Source organism: Streptomyces sp. NBC_00203 (genome assembly GCF_045206325.1).
GTDB lineage: Bacteria > Actinomycetota > Actinomycetes > Streptomycetales > Streptomycetaceae > Streptomyces > Streptomyces lutosisoli.
Map to the genome: position 1 here is coordinate 3,426,580 of NZ_CP108126.1, position 17,131 is coordinate 3,443,710.

14 protein-coding genes and 1 pseudogene are annotated in these 17,131 nt (G+C 69.3%); 6 read left to right on the forward strand and 9 right to left on the reverse strand.

Features of this window, described 5'->3' with window-relative positions:
- Nucleotides 1-9: 9 nt before the first annotated feature.
- From OG975_RS15515 to OG975_RS15525, 3 genes are read right to left on the reverse strand one after another with little or no spacing between them, the layout of a single operon-like run.
- A complete protein-coding gene (locus OG975_RS15515) occupies nucleotides 10-777 on the reverse strand; it encodes an enoyl-CoA hydratase-related protein (RefSeq protein WP_406329753.1) in 768 nt (255 codons plus the stop codon).
- A gap of 24 nt (nucleotides 778-801) precedes the next feature.
- The gene (locus tag OG975_RS15520) at nucleotides 802-2,103 is read right to left on the reverse strand and encodes a hypothetical protein (RefSeq protein WP_406329754.1); all 1,302 of its coding nucleotides are present in this window, start codon (nucleotides 2,101-2,103) and stop codon (nucleotides 802-804) included.
- On the reverse strand, nucleotides 2,100-3,638 hold the full coding sequence (locus OG975_RS15525) for an amino acid adenylation domain-containing protein (protein ID WP_406329755.1): 1,539 nt from the start codon (nucleotides 3,636-3,638) through the stop codon (nucleotides 2,100-2,102). The genes OG975_RS15520 and OG975_RS15525 overlap by 4 nt, the downstream gene beginning before the upstream one ends.
- A gap of 373 nt (nucleotides 3,639-4,011) precedes the next feature.
- Between OG975_RS15525 and OG975_RS15530 the strand changes: the two genes are divergently transcribed.
- Nucleotides 4,012-6,222 (forward strand): molybdopterin oxidoreductase family protein, encoded by a 2,211-nt coding sequence (locus OG975_RS15530; protein ID WP_406329756.1) that lies wholly within the window; start codon nucleotides 4,012-4,014, stop codon nucleotides 6,220-6,222.
- A gap of 55 nt (nucleotides 6,223-6,277) precedes the next feature.
- Here the strand turns inward: OG975_RS15530 and OG975_RS15535 are convergent, their stop codons facing one another.
- Nucleotides 6,278-7,237, reverse strand: a complete 960-nt coding sequence (locus tag OG975_RS15535) for an intradiol ring-cleavage dioxygenase (protein ID WP_406329757.1) — start codon at nucleotides 7,235-7,237, stop codon at nucleotides 6,278-6,280.
- An 81-nt stretch (nucleotides 7,238-7,318) separates the two neighbouring features.
- Entirely contained in the window at nucleotides 7,319-7,756 is a 438-nt protein-coding gene (locus OG975_RS15540; protein WP_406329758.1) for a gamma-glutamylcyclotransferase family protein, read from the reverse strand.
- A gap of 203 nt (nucleotides 7,757-7,959) precedes the next feature.
- Between OG975_RS15540 and OG975_RS15545 the strand changes: the two genes are divergently transcribed.
- Nucleotides 7,960-9,603: a M4 family metallopeptidase gene (locus OG975_RS15545; RefSeq protein ID WP_406329759.1), complete on the forward strand. Its 1,644-nt coding sequence runs from the start codon at nucleotides 7,960-7,962 to the stop codon at nucleotides 9,601-9,603.
- A gap of 166 nt (nucleotides 9,604-9,769) precedes the next feature.
- Entirely contained in the window at nucleotides 9,770-10,480 is a 711-nt protein-coding gene (locus OG975_RS15550; protein ID WP_406329760.1) for a formylglycine-generating enzyme family protein, read from the forward strand.
- On the opposite strand, the pseudogene OG975_RS15555 reads toward OG975_RS15550, so the two are convergent.
- From OG975_RS15555 to OG975_RS15565, 3 genes and pseudogenes are all read right to left on the reverse strand, one after another.
- Nucleotides 10,452-10,648, reverse strand: a pseudogene (locus tag OG975_RS15555) (hypothetical protein); the annotation flags it as partial. The gene OG975_RS15550 and the pseudogene OG975_RS15555 sit on opposite strands and share 29 nt — an antisense overlap.
- 16 nt (nucleotides 10,649-10,664) lie before the next feature.
- Entirely contained in the window at nucleotides 10,665-11,828 is a 1,164-nt protein-coding gene (locus tag OG975_RS15560) for a hypothetical protein (protein WP_406329761.1), read from the reverse strand.
- A gap of 906 nt (nucleotides 11,829-12,734) precedes the next feature.
- Nucleotides 12,735-13,376 carry an NADPH-dependent FMN reductase gene (locus tag OG975_RS15565; protein ID WP_406329762.1) on the reverse strand — a complete coding sequence of 214 codons (642 nt, stop codon included), beginning with the start codon at nucleotides 13,374-13,376 and terminating at the stop codon, nucleotides 12,735-12,737.
- A 363-nt stretch (nucleotides 13,377-13,739) separates the two neighbouring features.
- On the opposite strand from OG975_RS15565, the gene OG975_RS15570 reads away from it, so the two are divergent.
- From OG975_RS15570 to OG975_RS15580, 3 genes are all read left to right on the forward strand, one after another.
- Nucleotides 13,740-14,258, forward strand: coding sequence for a hypothetical protein (locus tag OG975_RS15570; RefSeq protein ID WP_406329763.1), 519 nt, complete (start codon nucleotides 13,740-13,742; stop codon nucleotides 14,256-14,258).
- Between the two features lie 128 nt (nucleotides 14,259-14,386).
- A complete protein-coding gene (locus tag OG975_RS15575) occupies nucleotides 14,387-15,043 on the forward strand; it encodes a class F sortase (protein ID WP_406329765.1) in 657 nt (218 codons plus the stop codon).
- Nucleotides 15,044-15,227: 184 nt separating this feature from the next.
- Nucleotides 15,228-16,301, forward strand: coding sequence for a S1C family serine protease (locus tag OG975_RS15580; protein WP_406329767.1), 1,074 nt, complete (start codon nucleotides 15,228-15,230; stop codon nucleotides 16,299-16,301).
- Between the two features lie 3 nt (nucleotides 16,302-16,304).
- Here the strand turns inward: OG975_RS15580 and OG975_RS15585 are convergent, their stop codons facing one another.
- Complete coding sequence (locus tag OG975_RS15585; RefSeq protein ID WP_406329768.1) at nucleotides 16,305-17,087, reverse strand: sulfite exporter TauE/SafE family protein; 783 nt, start codon at nucleotides 17,085-17,087, stop codon at nucleotides 16,305-16,307.
- Nucleotides 17,088-17,131 lie beyond the last annotated feature (44 nt).

Sequence of the window (17,131 nt, forward strand, 5' to 3'; positions counted from 1 at the left end):
CACCGGATCTCAGCGTCCCTTGAAGACGGGCGTCCGCTTCTCCAGGAACGCGCTCATCCCCTCCTTCTGGTCCTCCGTCGCGAACAGCCCGTGGAACACCCGGCGTTCGAAGAGAACGCCGTCGCCAAGCCCCGTCTCCAGGGCTCGGTCCACGCACTCACGGGCGGCGGTGACCGCCGGACGGCCGTACGAGGCGATGACCGTGGCCGCCTCCAGCGCCTCGGGGAGGACACGGCCGTCGGGGACCACGCGGGACACCAGGCCCGCGCGTTCCGCCTCCTGCGCGTCCATCGTGCGGCCCGTGAGGATCAGGTCCATCGCCTTGGCCCGGCCCACCAGTCGCGTCAGCCGCTGGGTGCCGCCGATGCCGGGGATCACGCCGAGCCTGATCTCCGGCTGGCCGAAGGCGGCCGACTCGCCCGCGATGATCAGGTCGCACATCATCGCCAGCTCGCAACCGCCGCCCAGCGCGAGGCCGTTGACGGCAGCGATCTTCGGGGTGCGGAAAGCGGCGAACTCCTCCCACCCGGAGAAGTAGTCCTCCGCCGCCATCTCGGACGCCGTCCTCCCCGCCATCTCCTTGATGTCGGCGCCCGCCGCGAAGGCCCGCTCGGATCCCGTGATCACGAAGCAGCCGACCTGGGGGTCCTCGTCCAACGGGCGCAGGATGTCCAGGAGTTCAGTGAGCAACTCCGCGCTCAGTGCGTTGAGGACGTGCGGGCGGTGCAGGCGTACGGTCACCACCCCGCCGTCCTGTTCGATCTTGAGGTTGTTCATCAACTCTCCTTTCCCATAGGCGGGTTACGAGTCCCAGATCGCGCCGTATGCCGGAATCCCGCGCCGTTCCAGGCCCTGCACCACCTGCCAGGTGAGTTTCTTGTTGGAGATGCAGATGACGGCCTCGGCGTCGAAGTCGCGGTACGCGGCGTACGCGAGGCGCACCATGTCGGGCTTGCCGTGCCGGGAGGTGTCCCAGACGAGGGCGTGCGGCTGGACGGCGAGGATCTCGTCGACGAGGGCGTCGCCGTATGTCGTACGGGGGTCGCGGGTCGCCCAGACCAGGCGTGCGGGGACCTCGGCGGCCAGCAGGTGCGGCAGGCAGGGGCCGATGCCGCTACCGGTGGCGACGTAGACCACTCTCTTGAACAGGGTCTCGATGTTCGCGACCCCGGCCGTCGTGATGCCCTTCACCCATACCCGCGACGGCATGTCGTCGATGAACGAACCCGTCCAGTCCCCCGCACGGGAGATGGTGAGCCGGAAGCCGGGGCGGCCGGGCGCCGGTACGTTCGCGAAGGAGTGCCACTCCTTGAGCGGGCTGCGGCTGATCGCCGTCGACGAGCCCGCGAACGGGGTCACCCCGTGATCGAAGCGGGCCAGCACCACATGCGGGGAGGGGCGTTCGATCCGTACGTCCACCTTGCGCAGCCGCAGCCACGGCCGCGCCACGCTGAAGGTGACGACGGCCAGGACCGAGAAGGACACCGGGTCCGGGGCGGACAGCACGGCATGGGCCCAGAACAGGGCCAGCGCCGTCCAGCCGCCGAACCGGTGGATCTTCTCGAAGTGGTCGTGGAAGCGGGAGCGGAAGGGTGGCAGCGCGGTGGCGATGATCACGGCAAGCAGGGCCAGGAGGGCCCAACTGGTCGCCAGGGGTGCGGTGTTGTCCGTGCGGTTCATCGTCGCCAGCACCGTCCCGGCCACGAACCACGCCGAACCCGCCAGCGCGCCCCCGACGTGCAGACCGCCGAAGTGGTACACCTTCCCCAGTGTCCAGCGCACCTTCAGCGGCCACGATGTCGGCGCCCAAGTGGCCAGCTGGAAAGCCAGGTTGATGACGTACTGCTGGCGGACGACCACGGCGAGCGCGAGGTTCGCGAGGGCAGCGTGGCCGATGGTCCGGGGCGAGTGGGGCCAACTCGCGTACAGGTAGGCGAGGTTCGCCGCGACGACCAGTGCGGCCAGGCGGTTGTAGTGCATCAGGCGGGGGTGTTTGAGGAGGCGGCGCGGGGCGGACGTCAGCGGGGGCAGTGCGGCGGTCTCGTCGCCGCCCGGGAGCCGGACATCCGCGGAAGGCTGTGTCCTCGGCGGGGACGACGTCATCGCGCGACCACCTCGAACCGCTCCTCCGCCAGCCGCAGCAGCGCCGACTTGTCGATCTTGCCGCGGTCGGTCTCGGGGAGCGTGGCAAGGGGCAGGACGTCGGAGGGGACGCAGTAGTACGGGAGGGCGTTCGCCACCGCGCGGCGGGCGGTTTCCGGGTCGACGTCCGCCGGGCAGACGAACGAGACGAGCGTGCGGGCGTCGCGTTTCAGGGTCACCGCGCGGGCGCAGCCCGCCACCGATTCCAGCACCGAGGAGACGGCGTCGAGTTCGACGCGGAAGCCGCGGACCTTGACCTGATCGTCGGTGCGGCCGAGGTGTTCGAGTTCGCCGTCGAGGGTCCAGCGGCCGAGGTCGCGGGTGCGGAACATCCGCCGGCCCCCGCCGAGGAAGGGGTCCGGCGCGTACCGCTCGGCGGTCAGGTCCGGGTTGCCCAGATAGCCCGCCGAGACGCAGTCGCCGCCCGCCCACATCTCGCCCACCTCGCCGATGGGCACCGGCCGGCGGCGCCCGTCGAGGACGTACACCGTGTTGTTGGGGGTGGGGCGGCCGATGGTGAGCAGCGGATCCGCCGGGTCGTGGCGGCGCATCGTGTTCACGATCGTCGTCTCGGTCGGGCCGCAGGAGTTGTGGAAGGCGGTGCGCCGCGCCCACAGGTCGGCGAGCGGGCGCGGGCAGGGCTCTCCCGCGACGGCGACGGCCCGTACGTGCGGGCAGTGCGCCGGGTCGATGCCGGACAGGACGGTCGGCGTGGCGATGAGGACGTCCGCCGTGCGGGCCGTCGCCGCGATGTCCTTGTCGCGGATGACCAGCGTGCCGCCGTGCGTGAGGCAGCCGAGGATCTCCCAGGCCGCCATGTCGAAGGCGATGTTGAGGAGTTGGGCCACGCGTTCGCCGGGGCGGACGCCGAGCGCGCCCGGCTCGGTGAGCAGGATGTTCGCGACGTTTCGGTGGGTGACCTTGACGCCGTTGGGCCGGCCGGTGGTGCCGGAGGTGAACAGGACGTAGCAGCCGTCGTCCGGGCGGACGGCCGCCACGGAGAACGGGCGGCCCGGCTCCGGCTCGTACGGCGTCGGCTCGTCGAGCGCGATCAGCAGGCCGCCCGGCGGTAAGGGAACGCGGTGCGCGTGCTCCGCCAGGGTGAGCACGACGCGCGTCGCCGCGCCGCGCACGACATGTCTCAGCTGGGCCGCCGGGGTCAGCCCGATGTCCTGCGGGACGTAGGCGGCGCCCGCCTTCAGTGTGCCGAGGAGTCCGACGAGCATCGGGATCGAACGGCGTACGAAGAGGCCGACGTGGTCGCCGGGGCGTACGCCCTCACGGACGAGGCGGGCGGCAAGCGCGTCCGCGTAGCGGTTCAGCTCGCCGTACGTGATCGTGGCGCCCCGGTGTTCGGCGGCGACGGCGTGGGGGGTGGCCGCGGCCTGTCGTTCGACGGCGCGGTGGATGAGCGGGTCCGGGACGGCGACGGCGGGTCCTCGGCCGAATCGCCAGAAAAGGGCCTGGTCGTGGGGGGTGAGATGGCGCAGAGGCATGGTTCGGGAGACCTCCTGGCTGTTTCGAATGACGGATGCCTACTCCGGGGTCAGCGGCGGCACGCCCGGTATGTCGAACGCCGTGCGGGGTCTTGCGGGGCCCGACTGTAGTCCCGGAGCTCAAACTCTCAACAAGGCGTAGTCGGCCAACTACGGTACGGAACAAGCCACACGAGGCGTCTTCTGTAACACGGGCAACTTCCGTATCGGTCGGCGGCGACTGTAGGTGGGGGTCTGTGCGCCGACGAGCGGGCGTCACCACAGGCATCACCGTGTGCCTCACCGCGGGCCGGGCCCGGCCGGGAGGTCCCCGTCCCGGCCGCGTAACGCTCCCTGTTCCGGCGCGTAACACGCCCGACGCACGCTGAACGGTATGGACACCTCCGCGACGCCCACCCACTGCCCGTACTGCGCCTTGCAGTGCGGGATGAATCTGACGCCCGCGGCCGACGGTGGCGTCGAGGTGACCGAGCGCGCCGACTTCCCGGTCAACCGGGGCGCGCTGTGCGGCAAGGGGCGTACGGCGCCCGCGGTGCTGTCGTCCCGGGTGCGGCTGACCTCGCCGCTGATCCGCAAGGATGGCGTCCTGGAGCCCGCCGGCTGGGACGAGGCGCTCGACCGGATCACCGAAGGGCTGTCCCGCACGCGCACGGAGCATGGTCCGGACGCGTGCGGGGTGTTCGGCGGGGGCGGACTGACGAACGAGAAGGCGTACGCCCTCGGGAAGTTCGCCCGCGTCGTCCTCCGCACCTCGCAGATCGACTACAACGGCCGCTTCTGTATGTCGTCCGCGGCGGCCGCCGGCATCAAGGCATTCGGCCTGGACCGGGGGCTGCCCTTCCCCCTGGAGGACATCCCGAGGACCGGCTGCGTGATCCTCGTCGGCTCCAACCTCGCCGAGACGATGCCGCCCGCGCTGCGCTATCTCACCGAGCTGAAGGAGAACGGCGGCACGCTGATCGTCATCGACCCGCGCCGCACCCGCACGGCCGAGCAGGCGGACCTGCATCTCGCGCCCCGCCCCGGCACGGACCTGGCACTCGCCCTCGGCCTGCTCCATCTCATCGTCTCCGAGGGCCGTACGGACGAGGAGTACATCCAGTCCCGTACGAGCGGCTGGGAGGAGACACGGGCGGCGGCCATGGCGCACTGGCCGGAGTACGTGGAGCGGATCACGGGGGTATCCGTTCCCCAACTCCGCGAGGCCGTACGGCTGTTCTGCGAGCCGGAAGCCGCGATGGTGCTCACCGCGCGCGGGCCCGAGCAGCAGTCCAAGGGCACGGACACGGTGGGCGCGTGGATCAACCTGTGCCTGGCGACAGGCCGTTCGGGACGCCCGCTGTCCGGGTACGGCTGCCTCACAGGGCAGGGCAACGGGCAGGGCGGGCGCGAACACGGCCAGAAGGCCGACCAGTTGCCCGGCTACCGCAAACTGACGGACCCGGCGGCGCGGCGCCATGTGGCCGAGGTGTGGGGCGTGGACCCCGACTCGCTGCCGGGGCCGGGCCGCAGCGCGTACGAACTCCTCGACGCGATGGGTACGGACATCCACTCCCTGCTGCTGATGGGCTCGAACCCGGTGGTGTCCGCACCCCGCGCCGCGCACATCGAGGAGCGGCTGAAGTCCCTGGACTTCCTGGCGGTCGCGGACGTCGTCCTCTCCGAGACGGCCGCCCTCGCGGACGTCGTCCTGCCGGTGACGCAATGGGCCGAGGAGACGGGCACGACGACGAACCTGGAGGGCCGTGTGCTGCTGCGCCGCCGGGCGATCACCCCTCCCGAGGGCATACGCAGCGACCTCGACGTCCTCCATGAACTGGCCGCCCGCCTCGGCGTGGAGAAGGGCTTCCCGACGGACCCGGAGGAGGTCTTCGACGAGCTGCGCCGGGCGAGCGCGGGCGGGCCTGCGGACTACTCGGGGATCACCTATCGGCGGCTGGCGGAGGAGAACGGGGTGTTCTGGCCGTGCCCGGCGCCGGACAGCACGGACGGCACGGACGACACGGGCAGTACTGAAAGCATCGGCGACTGCGAGGACGCCTCGCTGGACGTGTTCCCGGACGACCCGGCCGAGGACGGCGCCCCGGACGACCTCCCTGGCGACAGGCTGGACGGCGGCGTCCACCCGGGCACTCCCCGCCTCTTCCTCGACCGTTTCGCCACCGAGGACGGCCGCGCGCGGTTCGTCCCTGTGTCGCACCGGGCCGCCGCCGAGGAACCGGACGACGAGTACCCGGTGCTGCTGACCACCGGGCGCGTCGTCGCGCAGTACCAGTCGGGCGCCCAGACACGGCGCGTCGACGAGCTGAACGCCGCGGCGCCCGGGCCGTTCGTGGAGATGCATCCGCGGCTGGCCGAGCGGCTCGGGGCGGCGGACGGCGACGCGGTGGCAGTGGTGTCACGGCGCGGGCGGGCCGTCGCGCCGGCCCGGATCACGACCACCATCCGCCCCGACACCGTGTTCATGCCCTTCCACTGGCCGGGCGAGGGCCGGGCCAACACCCTGACCAACCCGGCCCTCGACCCCACCTCGCGGATGCCCGAGTTCAAGACGTGCGCGGTGCGGGTGGAGACGGCGAAGTAGGGGTATCGGCCGGGGTGTTGGCATCCCCGCCGCAGGGGGCCTGAGGGGCTGAGGGCTACGAGGTCGCGGACGCGCTCGCGGCGTCGGGCGGCATCGTCGCGCCCGGGGTGCCACTGGGCATCCCGCTGGGCATCCCGCTCGGCGGCGGTCCGCTGGGCGACTGGCTGCCCCCGCCGCCCGTGCCCGCCCCGGAGTTCTCCCTGTCCGGGTCGATCCCCACGGTCAGCGTGCCGGTGAAGCCGGAATCCACGGACCCGGTGAGGGTCATGAGCCCGTCCTTGGCGCCGCCCCCGGCGTAGACCATGTCGTCGTCGAGCCGGGTCCAGCTCCCGGTGTGCCGGCTGTACGGGGACTTCTTGTAGACCTCTTCCCCGTACCTGTCGTCGAAGAAGAGCTGCCCCGTCCAGTTGACCTTGCCGCCCTCATAGGTGTTGTCGGCCTTCCTGCCGCCGGTGTGCACCTTGACGTGGATGTGCGTGGCGCGCGGTGTGTACCAGCCGGGGTAGATCGTCGTGAACTCCACCACCCCGTCGTCGCCGGTCGTCTGGAAGCCGCGCAGATACGTCTTGTCGTCGGCACCGCTGGTGTCCTCGCTCTCGGCGGGCGCGGAGCCGCCGGGGTTGGCGGTGGTGTAGCCGGAGTAGTAGCCCCAGGCGTCGCAGTGCCAGATCTCGACGGCCGCGCCGGACACCGGGGCGCAGGACCCGGTCTGGTCCCGCACGGTCAGCCGCACCGTCAGCGGGACGCCCTGCTTGCCGTCGGTGATGTCCTTCCGGAACAGCGCGCCGTCCAGGTAGTACGGCCCTTGCGTGACCGTGGGGTTGAGCACGCAGGTGTCGGAGGCGGCCTGGGCGGTGGCTCCGGCGGAACCCGACGCGCCCGCGGACGCACCCGAGGACGTCTTCGAGTCGGAGTCCGAGGAGCACGAGGAGGTGAGCCCGATGCCCAGGGCGGCGCCGGTGGCCGCGCCGCCCAGCGCGAGGGCACGGCGCCGGGTGATGTCGCTGTCGGTCATGGCCGGACCCTAGGGGCGGAACCGTACGGGGTGGCGGGGGCGCACGGGGTGGCCACTCGCACGAGTGCACTTCGGCCAGGGTCAGCCGCCGTGCCAGTCCCCGCTCTCGACGAGCTTGCCGCGGGCCCGCAGCCAGGCGGCGACGGTGGGGGCGGCTACGTACACCCAGGCCCGTACGACCGTCGTCCCGTCCGCGCTCGTGACCTCGCGCACGACCCGCTCGTACAGGTTGCGCGGATCGCCCGGCGCGTACTCCTCCAACTCGTCGAGCGCCGCCAGGAGTTCCTCGTACGCCTCGGGCAGCGCGGTCACGAGTTCGCCGCTCACCACTCCCCCGGGTTCCTCGACGGCGTACGGATAGCCGGGCCCGTCGTACAGGACGATCCCGCGCATGCGTCCCGGCTCCTCGGACTCCGTACGGCCGCGCAGGAAGAGGTCGTGGTTGTGCTCGCCGGGGCGCAGGGTGCCGTAGACGAAGAAGGGCAGTCGCACGTGCGGCGGCCGTCCGACCGTGGCCATGATCGTGTCCCTTCGACGCTGCACGGAAGCCGTCGCTCCGGCCTTTGCAGAAACGATTCTCACCCCTCACACACCCTCACACACCCACACACATCCGCCAGCACGCGCTCTGGACATGGCATGTCATGGACCTTTAAATCTGAGTCAACTCCAGCGCCACCACCCCCACGCGCCCTCCCCACGGCGCCTTCCCTAGGAGACCGATGAGTCGGATACGGCACATCCGAGGTTCCCGTTTCGTCACCGCCGGCATAGCCGCGACCACCGCCACATTGCTGGCGGCCGCGCTCTCCCCCACCGCGGACGCGGCCGCCCGGCCGAGCCGGACCACCGCGATCAAGAACGCGACGTCGGCGCTGCTGGACCAGGCCGCGAGCCTGGGTCTGACCTCCACCCAGGGCACCAAGGTTCGTGACGTCGTCGTCGACGCGGACGGCAGCCAGCATGTGCGCTACGACCGTACGTACCGTGAACTCCCGGTCCTGGGCGGCGACTTCGTCGTCCACCTGGCTCCGAACGGCAGCTACCGCAGCGCGAACCGCGCGACGAAGCGCGCCATCTCCCTGACGAGCGTGACCCCCGAGCTGTCGGCCCCGAAGGCCGCCGACCTCGCGGTCAACGCGCTGCGCGCCGCCAACCTGGGTGAGGCCCTGAAGAAGGTGACGGCCAAGCCGCAGCTGGTCGTCGACGCCCTGCACGGCACTCCGAAGCTCGCCTGGCGCACCAACGCGGTGGCCCAGGACTCGCTGGGCAACCCGGTCGCCCGCACCGTCCTCACCGACGCCCGCACGGGCGCGCAGATCGACGCCTGGGACACCATCGAGACGGCGGCCGGCGACGGCCAGTCGCTCTACAGCGGCACGGTCCCGCTGGAGACCACGCTGTCGGGATCGACGTACCAGCTGAAGGACCCGACGCGCGGCAACACATACACGGGCGACGCGGCGAACAAGACAGACCTCTGCATCCTCGGGATCTGCATCAGCCGCGCCCCCTCGACGGTGTTCACGGACACGGACAACCACTGGGGAACGGGCGCGGCTTCGGACCGCTCGTCCGCCGCGGTGGACGCGCAGTACGGCACGAACGAGACCTGGGACTACTACAAGAACGTCCATGGCCGCAGCGGTATCGCGGGCGACGGCAAGGGCTCGTACAACCGCGTGCACTACGGCAGCAGCTACAACAACGCCTTCTGGGACGACACTTGTTTCTGCATGACGTACGGCGACGGTGACGGGACGACGTTCGGCCCGCTGGTCGCCCTGGACGTGGCGGGCCACGAGATGTCCCACGGCGTCACCTCGAAGACGGCGGCGCTGACGTACTCGGGCGAGTCCGGCGGCCTCAACGAGGCGACGTCCGACATATTCGGCACCCTCGTGGAGTGGTACGCCAACAACTCGTCCGACGTGGGCGACTACTTGATCGGCGAGAAGATCGTCCGCTCCGGCTTCGGCAAGGCGGCACTCAGGTTCATGGACAAGCCGTCGAAGGACGGCAACTCGGCGGACTGCTGGAGCAGTTCGGTGGGGAACCTGGACGTGCACTATTCGTCGGGCGTCGCGAACCACTTCGCGTACTTGCTGGCGGAGGGCAGCGGCGCGAAGACGATCAATGGGGTCAGCTACAACTCCCCTACGTGTAACGGCTCGACGGTGACGGGCATCGGCCGGGACAAGCTCGGCAAGATCTGGTACCGGGCGCTGACGGTCTACATGACGTCCTCCACGAACTACGCGGCCGCCCGTACGGCCACGCTGAACGCGGCGAAGGATCTGTACGGCGCGGGGAGTACGGAGTACAACGCGGTGGCGGCGGCTTGGTCGGCGGTGTCGGTGAGCTGATCCGCCGGCCGGCCTGACGGTGTGCGTCGGCCCATGGGCGGGTGGGTGCGGATAAGATCGCCTGCCCATGGGCTCGAACGATGGAAACGCCGGAGCCGCTGGGGACGCCGGATTCGCTGGGAACGCTGGGGACGAGACGACCGCGATCCCCTCGGGGCGGCCGGCAATGGTCGCCGTCCCGCCGGGGCAGGTGACGCTGTCAGACCGTCGTACTCAACGGAGTTGGGCGGTCGAGGTCGCGCCCTACGAGCTGGCGGCGTTCCCGGTCACGCAGGCGCTGTACGCGCAGGTCACGGGCCGGCGGCCGAGCGTCGCCCACGGGGACCGGCTGCCCGTGGAGAGCGTGTCGTGGTGGGACGCGGTCCGGTTCTGCAACGCCCTCTCCGAGCGGGAAGGATTCACGCCCGCGTACCGCCTCCACGTCGAGGGCGGTGACGAAGGCGCCGAGCGGGTTGAGTCGGTCGAGGCGGCCGAGGCGATCGAGTGGGACGCGTCCGCCGACGGATACCGGCTGCCGACCGAGGCCGAGTGGGAGCACGCCTGCCGCGCCGGCACCGCCGGACCGCACTACGGACCCCTCGACGAGATCGCCTGGTTCCGCGGCAACTCCGACGAACGGATCCACGACGTGGGCGGCAAGCGGCCCAACCCGTGGGGCCTTTACGACATGCTCGGCAACGTCTGGGACTGGTGCTGGGACGTCTACGACCCCGAGGTCTACGGCAGCTACCGGGTACTGCGCGGCGGCGGCTGGTTCGACGAACACTGGAGCTGCCGGGCGTCCGCGCGGCGCCGCAGCCACCCGACGTTCCGGGTGGACGACGTGGGGTTCCGGGTCGCTCGGTCGCTCACGGTCGTGGGTGACGTACGGCCGTAGGCGATTCACGTCCCGAGCCGTTCAAAGGGACGGGCGACGGGATGAGCCTGACGACCGTCACGGTCAGCACTGAGCCCGAGACACAAGAGAGCACGATGGCGCCGAGAGCCGTCCCTCACACCGGTCTCGTTCACCCCGTACGGCCGTCGACCGATGCCCGTACGGAGCGGTTCGGGTATGCGAATCACTGGGTGGGGCGCGCATCCTGAGCCTTCTCCAGGAGTTCCGCGAAGGGCATCTGTGCCACTGAGCCACGCACCTCTGCGAGACCGTACCGTTCAATAGTATCTTCCCTCGCAGCGAGACTATTGATGTCAAAGGCTTTCCTTTCACCCGGCGGCGCCACATCTACATAGATGTATGGCTTGCCAGGATGATTCACCCACCACAGTGTTACACGTTGCCGACCTCGAGTCACATTGAGAATCTCACTACTGTTCGAGATCTCAGATTGATATCTGAAGTAAGGGTCGGAGGGACCCGGAGGATCTTGATCTTTGCCTTTCGCCCTGAGGGTCCCGACATTCTTCCCGGAACGCCCATAATCAGCAGTCATTGTCATTCTGTCTTTCCTGACCACGTACACCTCGGCCTGGGCGCTGACCGATTCATAGTCGAACTTGCCAGGCTTCTCGATCTTGACGACCACATCTTGCGCAAATTCTTCTCCCGGATTCAACACTCGCCCCGACGGCGTGATGAACTCACGAGAGTCGATCAACTTGTATTTCAAAGTGCTCGCGGACCTGGCACGGATCCAGTAGATGCTGCCGAGAAGGTAGACCGGAACCTGGCCAGAGTTCCTTACGTACAGATGAACCGGCAGGTACATCTTCGTCCCTTCCCCGTTCAAACTTGGTCCCCTGAATTCAGCCGCACTCTCCACCAGCGGAGACCTCACATAGGGAACATAGACCTGCGAATATGCCAAGTTGGTGAGTCCGAGGAGGACGGAGACAATCGCCCCGATCGCGATTCGCCTAGGATGGAGAAGACCCTTGTACGCCCGGTCGCGGACGAGTATCCACAGAGCCCATGAAGACCAGAGCACGAGAGCTATCCAAAGCAGCAACCAAGGACTGTAAACCCGGCCGCTGATCTGCAGCATAAGTAGCAACAAGCTGACGCCAAGGGCGGCCGAGACTCCGAACAGAATTACCGCCCCGGAGTAATTTATTCGCCGCTTGCGCCAATAGTCGAGGGTGGCTGTTGCGGCAATCACTTCCACCAGAGCCAAGAGAAGGAAAGTAGCTCCTTCGATTCGTCCGGCGTAGGTAAGGGCATCAAGAGTGTCCGCTTTGCCGATCTTGATGAGCACGCTTGCAGTCGCGAGGAGGCCGACTGCCATCAGGGTGCCAATTGTTCGTCGCCGCCACGGGCGATCGGGCCAGACAGTGCAGTCTCCGCCGAGCCAATGGATGTCGTGGCCGAACGCCACACCGGCACGACGCAGGAGTCTTTGCAGTTCCCCGGGGGACCGCACCTTGCCTACAGCATTTCCGTTGATCACGACTTTCCGCAAGCCGAGGTCATCTGGTGCCCCTACGGATACCGCGGGCGTGTTCTCCATGACACCAGCCTGCTGCTTGCACCTGGGTGAACGCACCTGGAGCGCACACCCCGGGAGCGCCTCCCGTACAACGGCACGGGGCACACACGTCACCCGTTTGGAGTAACAGGGTGCACGCCTTGACGCGGTGCGGGGTGAGGCTGGTCATGACGTATCGCTCGCCCCTACAGGAGCTCCTCATGCGTACACGACTTCTCGGATTCACCGCCGCTGTGATACTGACCGCTCTTGGCGCCATGGGTTCTGTTGCACAGGCTGCCGTACCCAGTGTCGACGGGAAAACGTGCATGGCCGGTGGCGGGACTGTGGAGTATGACCCTGGCGCCGGCTTGTGGCTCTGCAATGGCGGCGATCACAACAATGAGCCCATCGAATGACACGGTTGGCCCTGCGAACGCCTCGAACGTGCGGCGCAGCGCCCCGCATTGGGCTGACATGATCTTGGTGCGGCTGGTGCGATAACGGCTTCGGAGCCCTCCTGGACAGCCCCGTTCACCGGGCTGAGCCCACGGCAGTGGGGCATGTACACACCCTCCAGCGTCTGCATCGCGCTGGACGTGCACCCGCCGTTCGTCCGGCTGCGCCAAGGGCGCGGGGAACTGCGCAATCTTTTAGCGGGGGCCTGGGGGCGCAGCCCCCAGGGATGGGACGGGTAGGGGTGGCGGGGGCGAGGAAACCCACCCTCTAACCGGCGTACGGCCACCTCCCCTTCGCCTCGCTCAACGCCCGTGCCCACCACCCAAGTTGATCCAGCATCGCCTTCGCCGCCACCCCCGGCCCGGCGGGGTCGCGAGGCTCCCCCTCCTCGTCGAACGCGGCACCGACCCCGTGAAAGGACACCGCGTCCCGCACGGTCACGGCGTGCAGCTCCGCGAAGACCTGGCGAAGGTGTTCGACGGCGCGGAGGCCTCCGGAGAGGCCGCCGTAGGAGACGAGGGCGACGGGTTTGGCGCGCCACTCGGCGTAGTGCCAGTCGATGAGGTTCTTCAGGCCGGCGGGGTAGGAGTGGTTGTACTCGGGGGTGAGGACGACGAAAGCGTCGGCGGCGGCGAGGGCGGGCGAGACCCTCGCCAGCTCGGCCGCCACCTCGGGGGACGGCGACGGCGAGAGGGCCGTGGGGAGCTGGACGGCGGCGACGTCGACCACCTCGGCGGTGAAGTCGTCGCGTTCGCGGATCCTGGCCAGCAGCCAGTCGGCGACGACGGGCCCGAAGCGGCCCTCGCGGTTGCTGCCGATGACGACGGCGACCCGAACGGGGGTGTCGGACGCCTCGGCGGGAGCGGGGGCAGGGACGGGGACGGTGGAATCAGCTGTGGCTGTCTTCATGACGCACAGCCTCATACCTCAACCTTTGTCGAGGTCAAGCCACACACGCGCCACCGCCAACGCAGGGCCCGACCACCCCCTTCACGCCGCCCACCCCCGGCCACCAGTCACCCGTTCACACCCCCGCCCCGCCCCCTTCGCATCCTTTTCCGCAGCGCCCCACCCACACCCCGATGACCTGCCGAAATGCCCCCGCGCCACCCCTCTCCACCACCCCACCTGACACCCATTCACATCATTTCTGACGGTTCCTCAGGAAGCGGCCGCGCCCATGTGCCACTTACCTCAGTAGGGCAGGGGCACGACCGACGCAGCGGCACTTGGGGGTGTCGCGGGCCGCGCCCTCTCGGAGGAGCAAGCACGATGCGACGTACCGCCCGTCTGATGACCGGTACCGCGCTCGCCGTCGCCGCCGCGGGCCTCGCCACCGCGCCCGCGTACGGCGGGGCCGCGGGGAGCCTGGAGGTGTTGCCCTCCACCGTCGTCCCGGGCTCCGAAGTCACCGTCAACACGGCGGCGTGCGGTAACGAGACGGCGATGGGCGACGCCAGTGCGGTGGGTGCGGGCATCTTCACCCTCGCCCCCAGCGCGCACAAGCACGACTCGATCGGACAGTTCCGGGTGCCGCCGAGCGCGCAGCCGGGGACGTACGAGATCGTCGCGACGTGTTCCGGGGGCAAGCACGTCACCGGCGACCTGATGGTCACCCTGACGTCCATGCGCGCGCAGATCCAGCAGCCGCGCGGACATGTGAATACGGGGGTCGGCGGCGCACTGGGCTCCGATCCCACACAGACCGCGGCGGGAGTGGCGGCCCTGGCCGTCGCCGCCGCGGGCGGTACCTGGCTCCTGCATCGCCGGGCGAGAGGCGACGGGATCTGACGGACACCCTCCGCTGTCCGTCCACCGGTACCGCCGTCCCCTCCCCCTCCGTGGCCCGACGCCCCTCGCGGCCCGGAGGGGGAACGGGACCCAGAGAGGAGTAGAGGAGCAGCAGAAAGAAGGCTCACGTGCGCCGTTTCAACAAGGCCGGCGGTTCCGGCCGTGTCGGCAACATCGCCATAGCATCCGTCACCGCCGTCGCGCTCTGCACCGGTGCCTGGCTGCTGTGCAGTGGCGCCGAGACCCACGCGCCGCCCCAGCCGTCCGCCGCCCAGGCGGCCTTCCCCGACACCGGTGACCAGGGGCCGGCAGCGCCCGCGCTGCGCCACTCCCCGCCCGAGCGCATCCGCATCCCCTCGATCCGCGTGAACGCCCCGCTGATGGGCCTCGGCCTCACCCCACAGGGCAGCCTGGACGTGCCGCCGCCCGCGCAGAAGAACCTCGCCGGCTGGTACGAGGCCGGCACCACCCCCGGCGAGACAGGCACCGCCATCGTCGCCGGACATGTCGACAACGCCGACGGCCCCGCCGTCTTCTACGACCTCGGCGCCGTCAAGAAGGGCGGCACCATCGAGGTGGACCGGCGCGACGGCAGCACCGCCGTCTTCGCCGTCGACGCCGTCGAGGTGTACGAGGCCCGCGACTTCCCCGACGAGAAGGTGTACGGCGCCGCGCACCGCCCCGAGCTGCGCGTGATCACCTGCGGCGGCGGCTACTCGAAGACGACGGGGTACCAGGGCAACGTGGTCGTCTTCGCCCATCTGACAGGGAGCCGCACGGGATGACCGACGGACCGACGGACCGGCCGACCAGTGGTGCTTGCTCGCCGCGACAGGCGTTTGCGGGAGCATTAACCTGAAAAGGGCAGCTCTTTCAGGTCGACCTTTCAGATCGACCTCCCGATCGACCTTTCAGATCTTTTCCCCGGCTTGTGTGTTGGGGCCTCCGGCCGGGAGCTAGGAGGCCCATATGCGGCCGACAGCGAGAATGGTCGTCACCGCCGCGTCAGCCATCGCTCTGGCCGGCGGCGTCACGACGACTCCGGCGAGTGCCGACGACTCGCCGGACAAGATCTTCGAAAAGGTGGCGCCCGCGACCGTACAAGTGCTGGCCGCCAATCAGGCCGACGGTACGGGAATCATCTTCGACGCCGACCAAGGCCTCATCCTCACCAACGACCATGTGGTCGCCGGTCAGACCTCTCTCCAGGTCCGTATCGAGGACCGTACGCCCGTTCCTGTCCGCGTGATGGCCAGTGACCCTTGCGAGGATCTGGCGGTGGTGAAACTCGCGACGCCGCAGAAGGACCTGGAACAGGTGAAGTTCGGCGACAGCGGTGACCTCAAACAGGGCGACCAGGTGACGGCCATCGGCTACCCGGTGGCGGCCGGCGACACCAGCAATGAGAAGGCCGTCCTCACCACCGGCGTGGTCCAGTCGCCCGACGTAGGGCTGACGGACCAGGTCAGTTCGCCCGACCTGCCGTCCGCGGTGCAGCATTCGGCGACGCTCAACCCGGGTAATTCCGGAGGCCCCCTGCTCAACAGCAAGGCGGAGCTCGTCGGAATCAACACCTACAGCCTCTCCAGCACCGAGGGCCAGTACTACTCCATCAGCAGCGACCACGCCGAACCCCTTGTCCAGGGGCTCGCCGACGGAAAGAGCAGGAACAATCCCGGATGGCAGAGCCTGCTCGCGCTCAGCGACCCCAATTTCCCGTACTACTTCGCCGACAGCGACCAAGCCGACATGGAAAAGCTTCAGAAGCGCCTCTCCGCCAACAACATCGACGGTCTCTACGTGTCGAGCGTGGACAGCAACTCTCCGGCCAGTGAGGGAAATCTGGAGGCCGGCGACGTCATCACCGATATCAAGAACACGCCGGTCGGCACCGTCCCGCAGATGTGCGACATCCTTCAGTCGTCCACACCGGGTGAGAAGCTCAGCATCGACGGCGCGTACACGTACAGCGGGACGGGCTCCGACGGGACGCCCTTCTCGTTCGGCGACCCGTGGAACACCGACGTCACGCTGAAGCAGTAAGTACTACGCCACCCACTGCTGATACGCCATGTTCGCCACCAGCGCGAACACCACCGTCAGCAGCACGACCCGTACGAACCCGCTGCCCTTCTTGAGCGCGGTGCGCGCCCCGATCATCCCGCCGGCGAGGTTGAAGACGGCCATCAGCGCGGCCAACTGCCAGTGCACCGTGCCCTTCCAGGCGAAGGTCGCGAGGGCGCCCGCGTTGGTGCAGCAGTTGACGATCTTGGCGGTGGCGGAGGCGGTCACCAGGTCGAAGTGCAGGAGCGCGGTGAGGGCGAGCACCAGGAACGTACCCGTGCCGGGGCCGATCAGCCCGTCGTAGAAGCCGATGCCGAGGCCCGCGAGCCCGATCGCGGCGAGGACGCGGCGTGGCGAGACCGGGGCGGTCGAAGGCGCCGTACCGAAGGCGGGCCGCAGGATCACGAAGGTTCCGACGCCGAGCAGGACGACCATGACGACCGGCTTCAGCACCTCGGTGCTCATCCCGGCCGCGACGAAGGCCCCCGCCGTCGAACCGGCGAGCGCCGCGAGCCCGATCCGTACGGCCAGCCGCACATCGACGGGCGCCTTGCGCGCGTACGTCACCGCCGCGCCCGCCGTCCCGACGATCGCCACCGCCTTGTTCGTGCCGAGCGCGTACGCCGCCGGGGTCCCGCTCGGCAGCCCGAGCAGCAGCGCGGGAAGCAGGAGCAGTCCACCGCCTCCGACGACCGCGTCGATCCAGCCGGCCACCAGGGAGGCGAGGCAGAGCGCAGCAGTGACGGTCAGCGATATGTCGGGCATGATCGCGACCCTATGGACGGGGTAGATGTGTTGTCCATCAACCT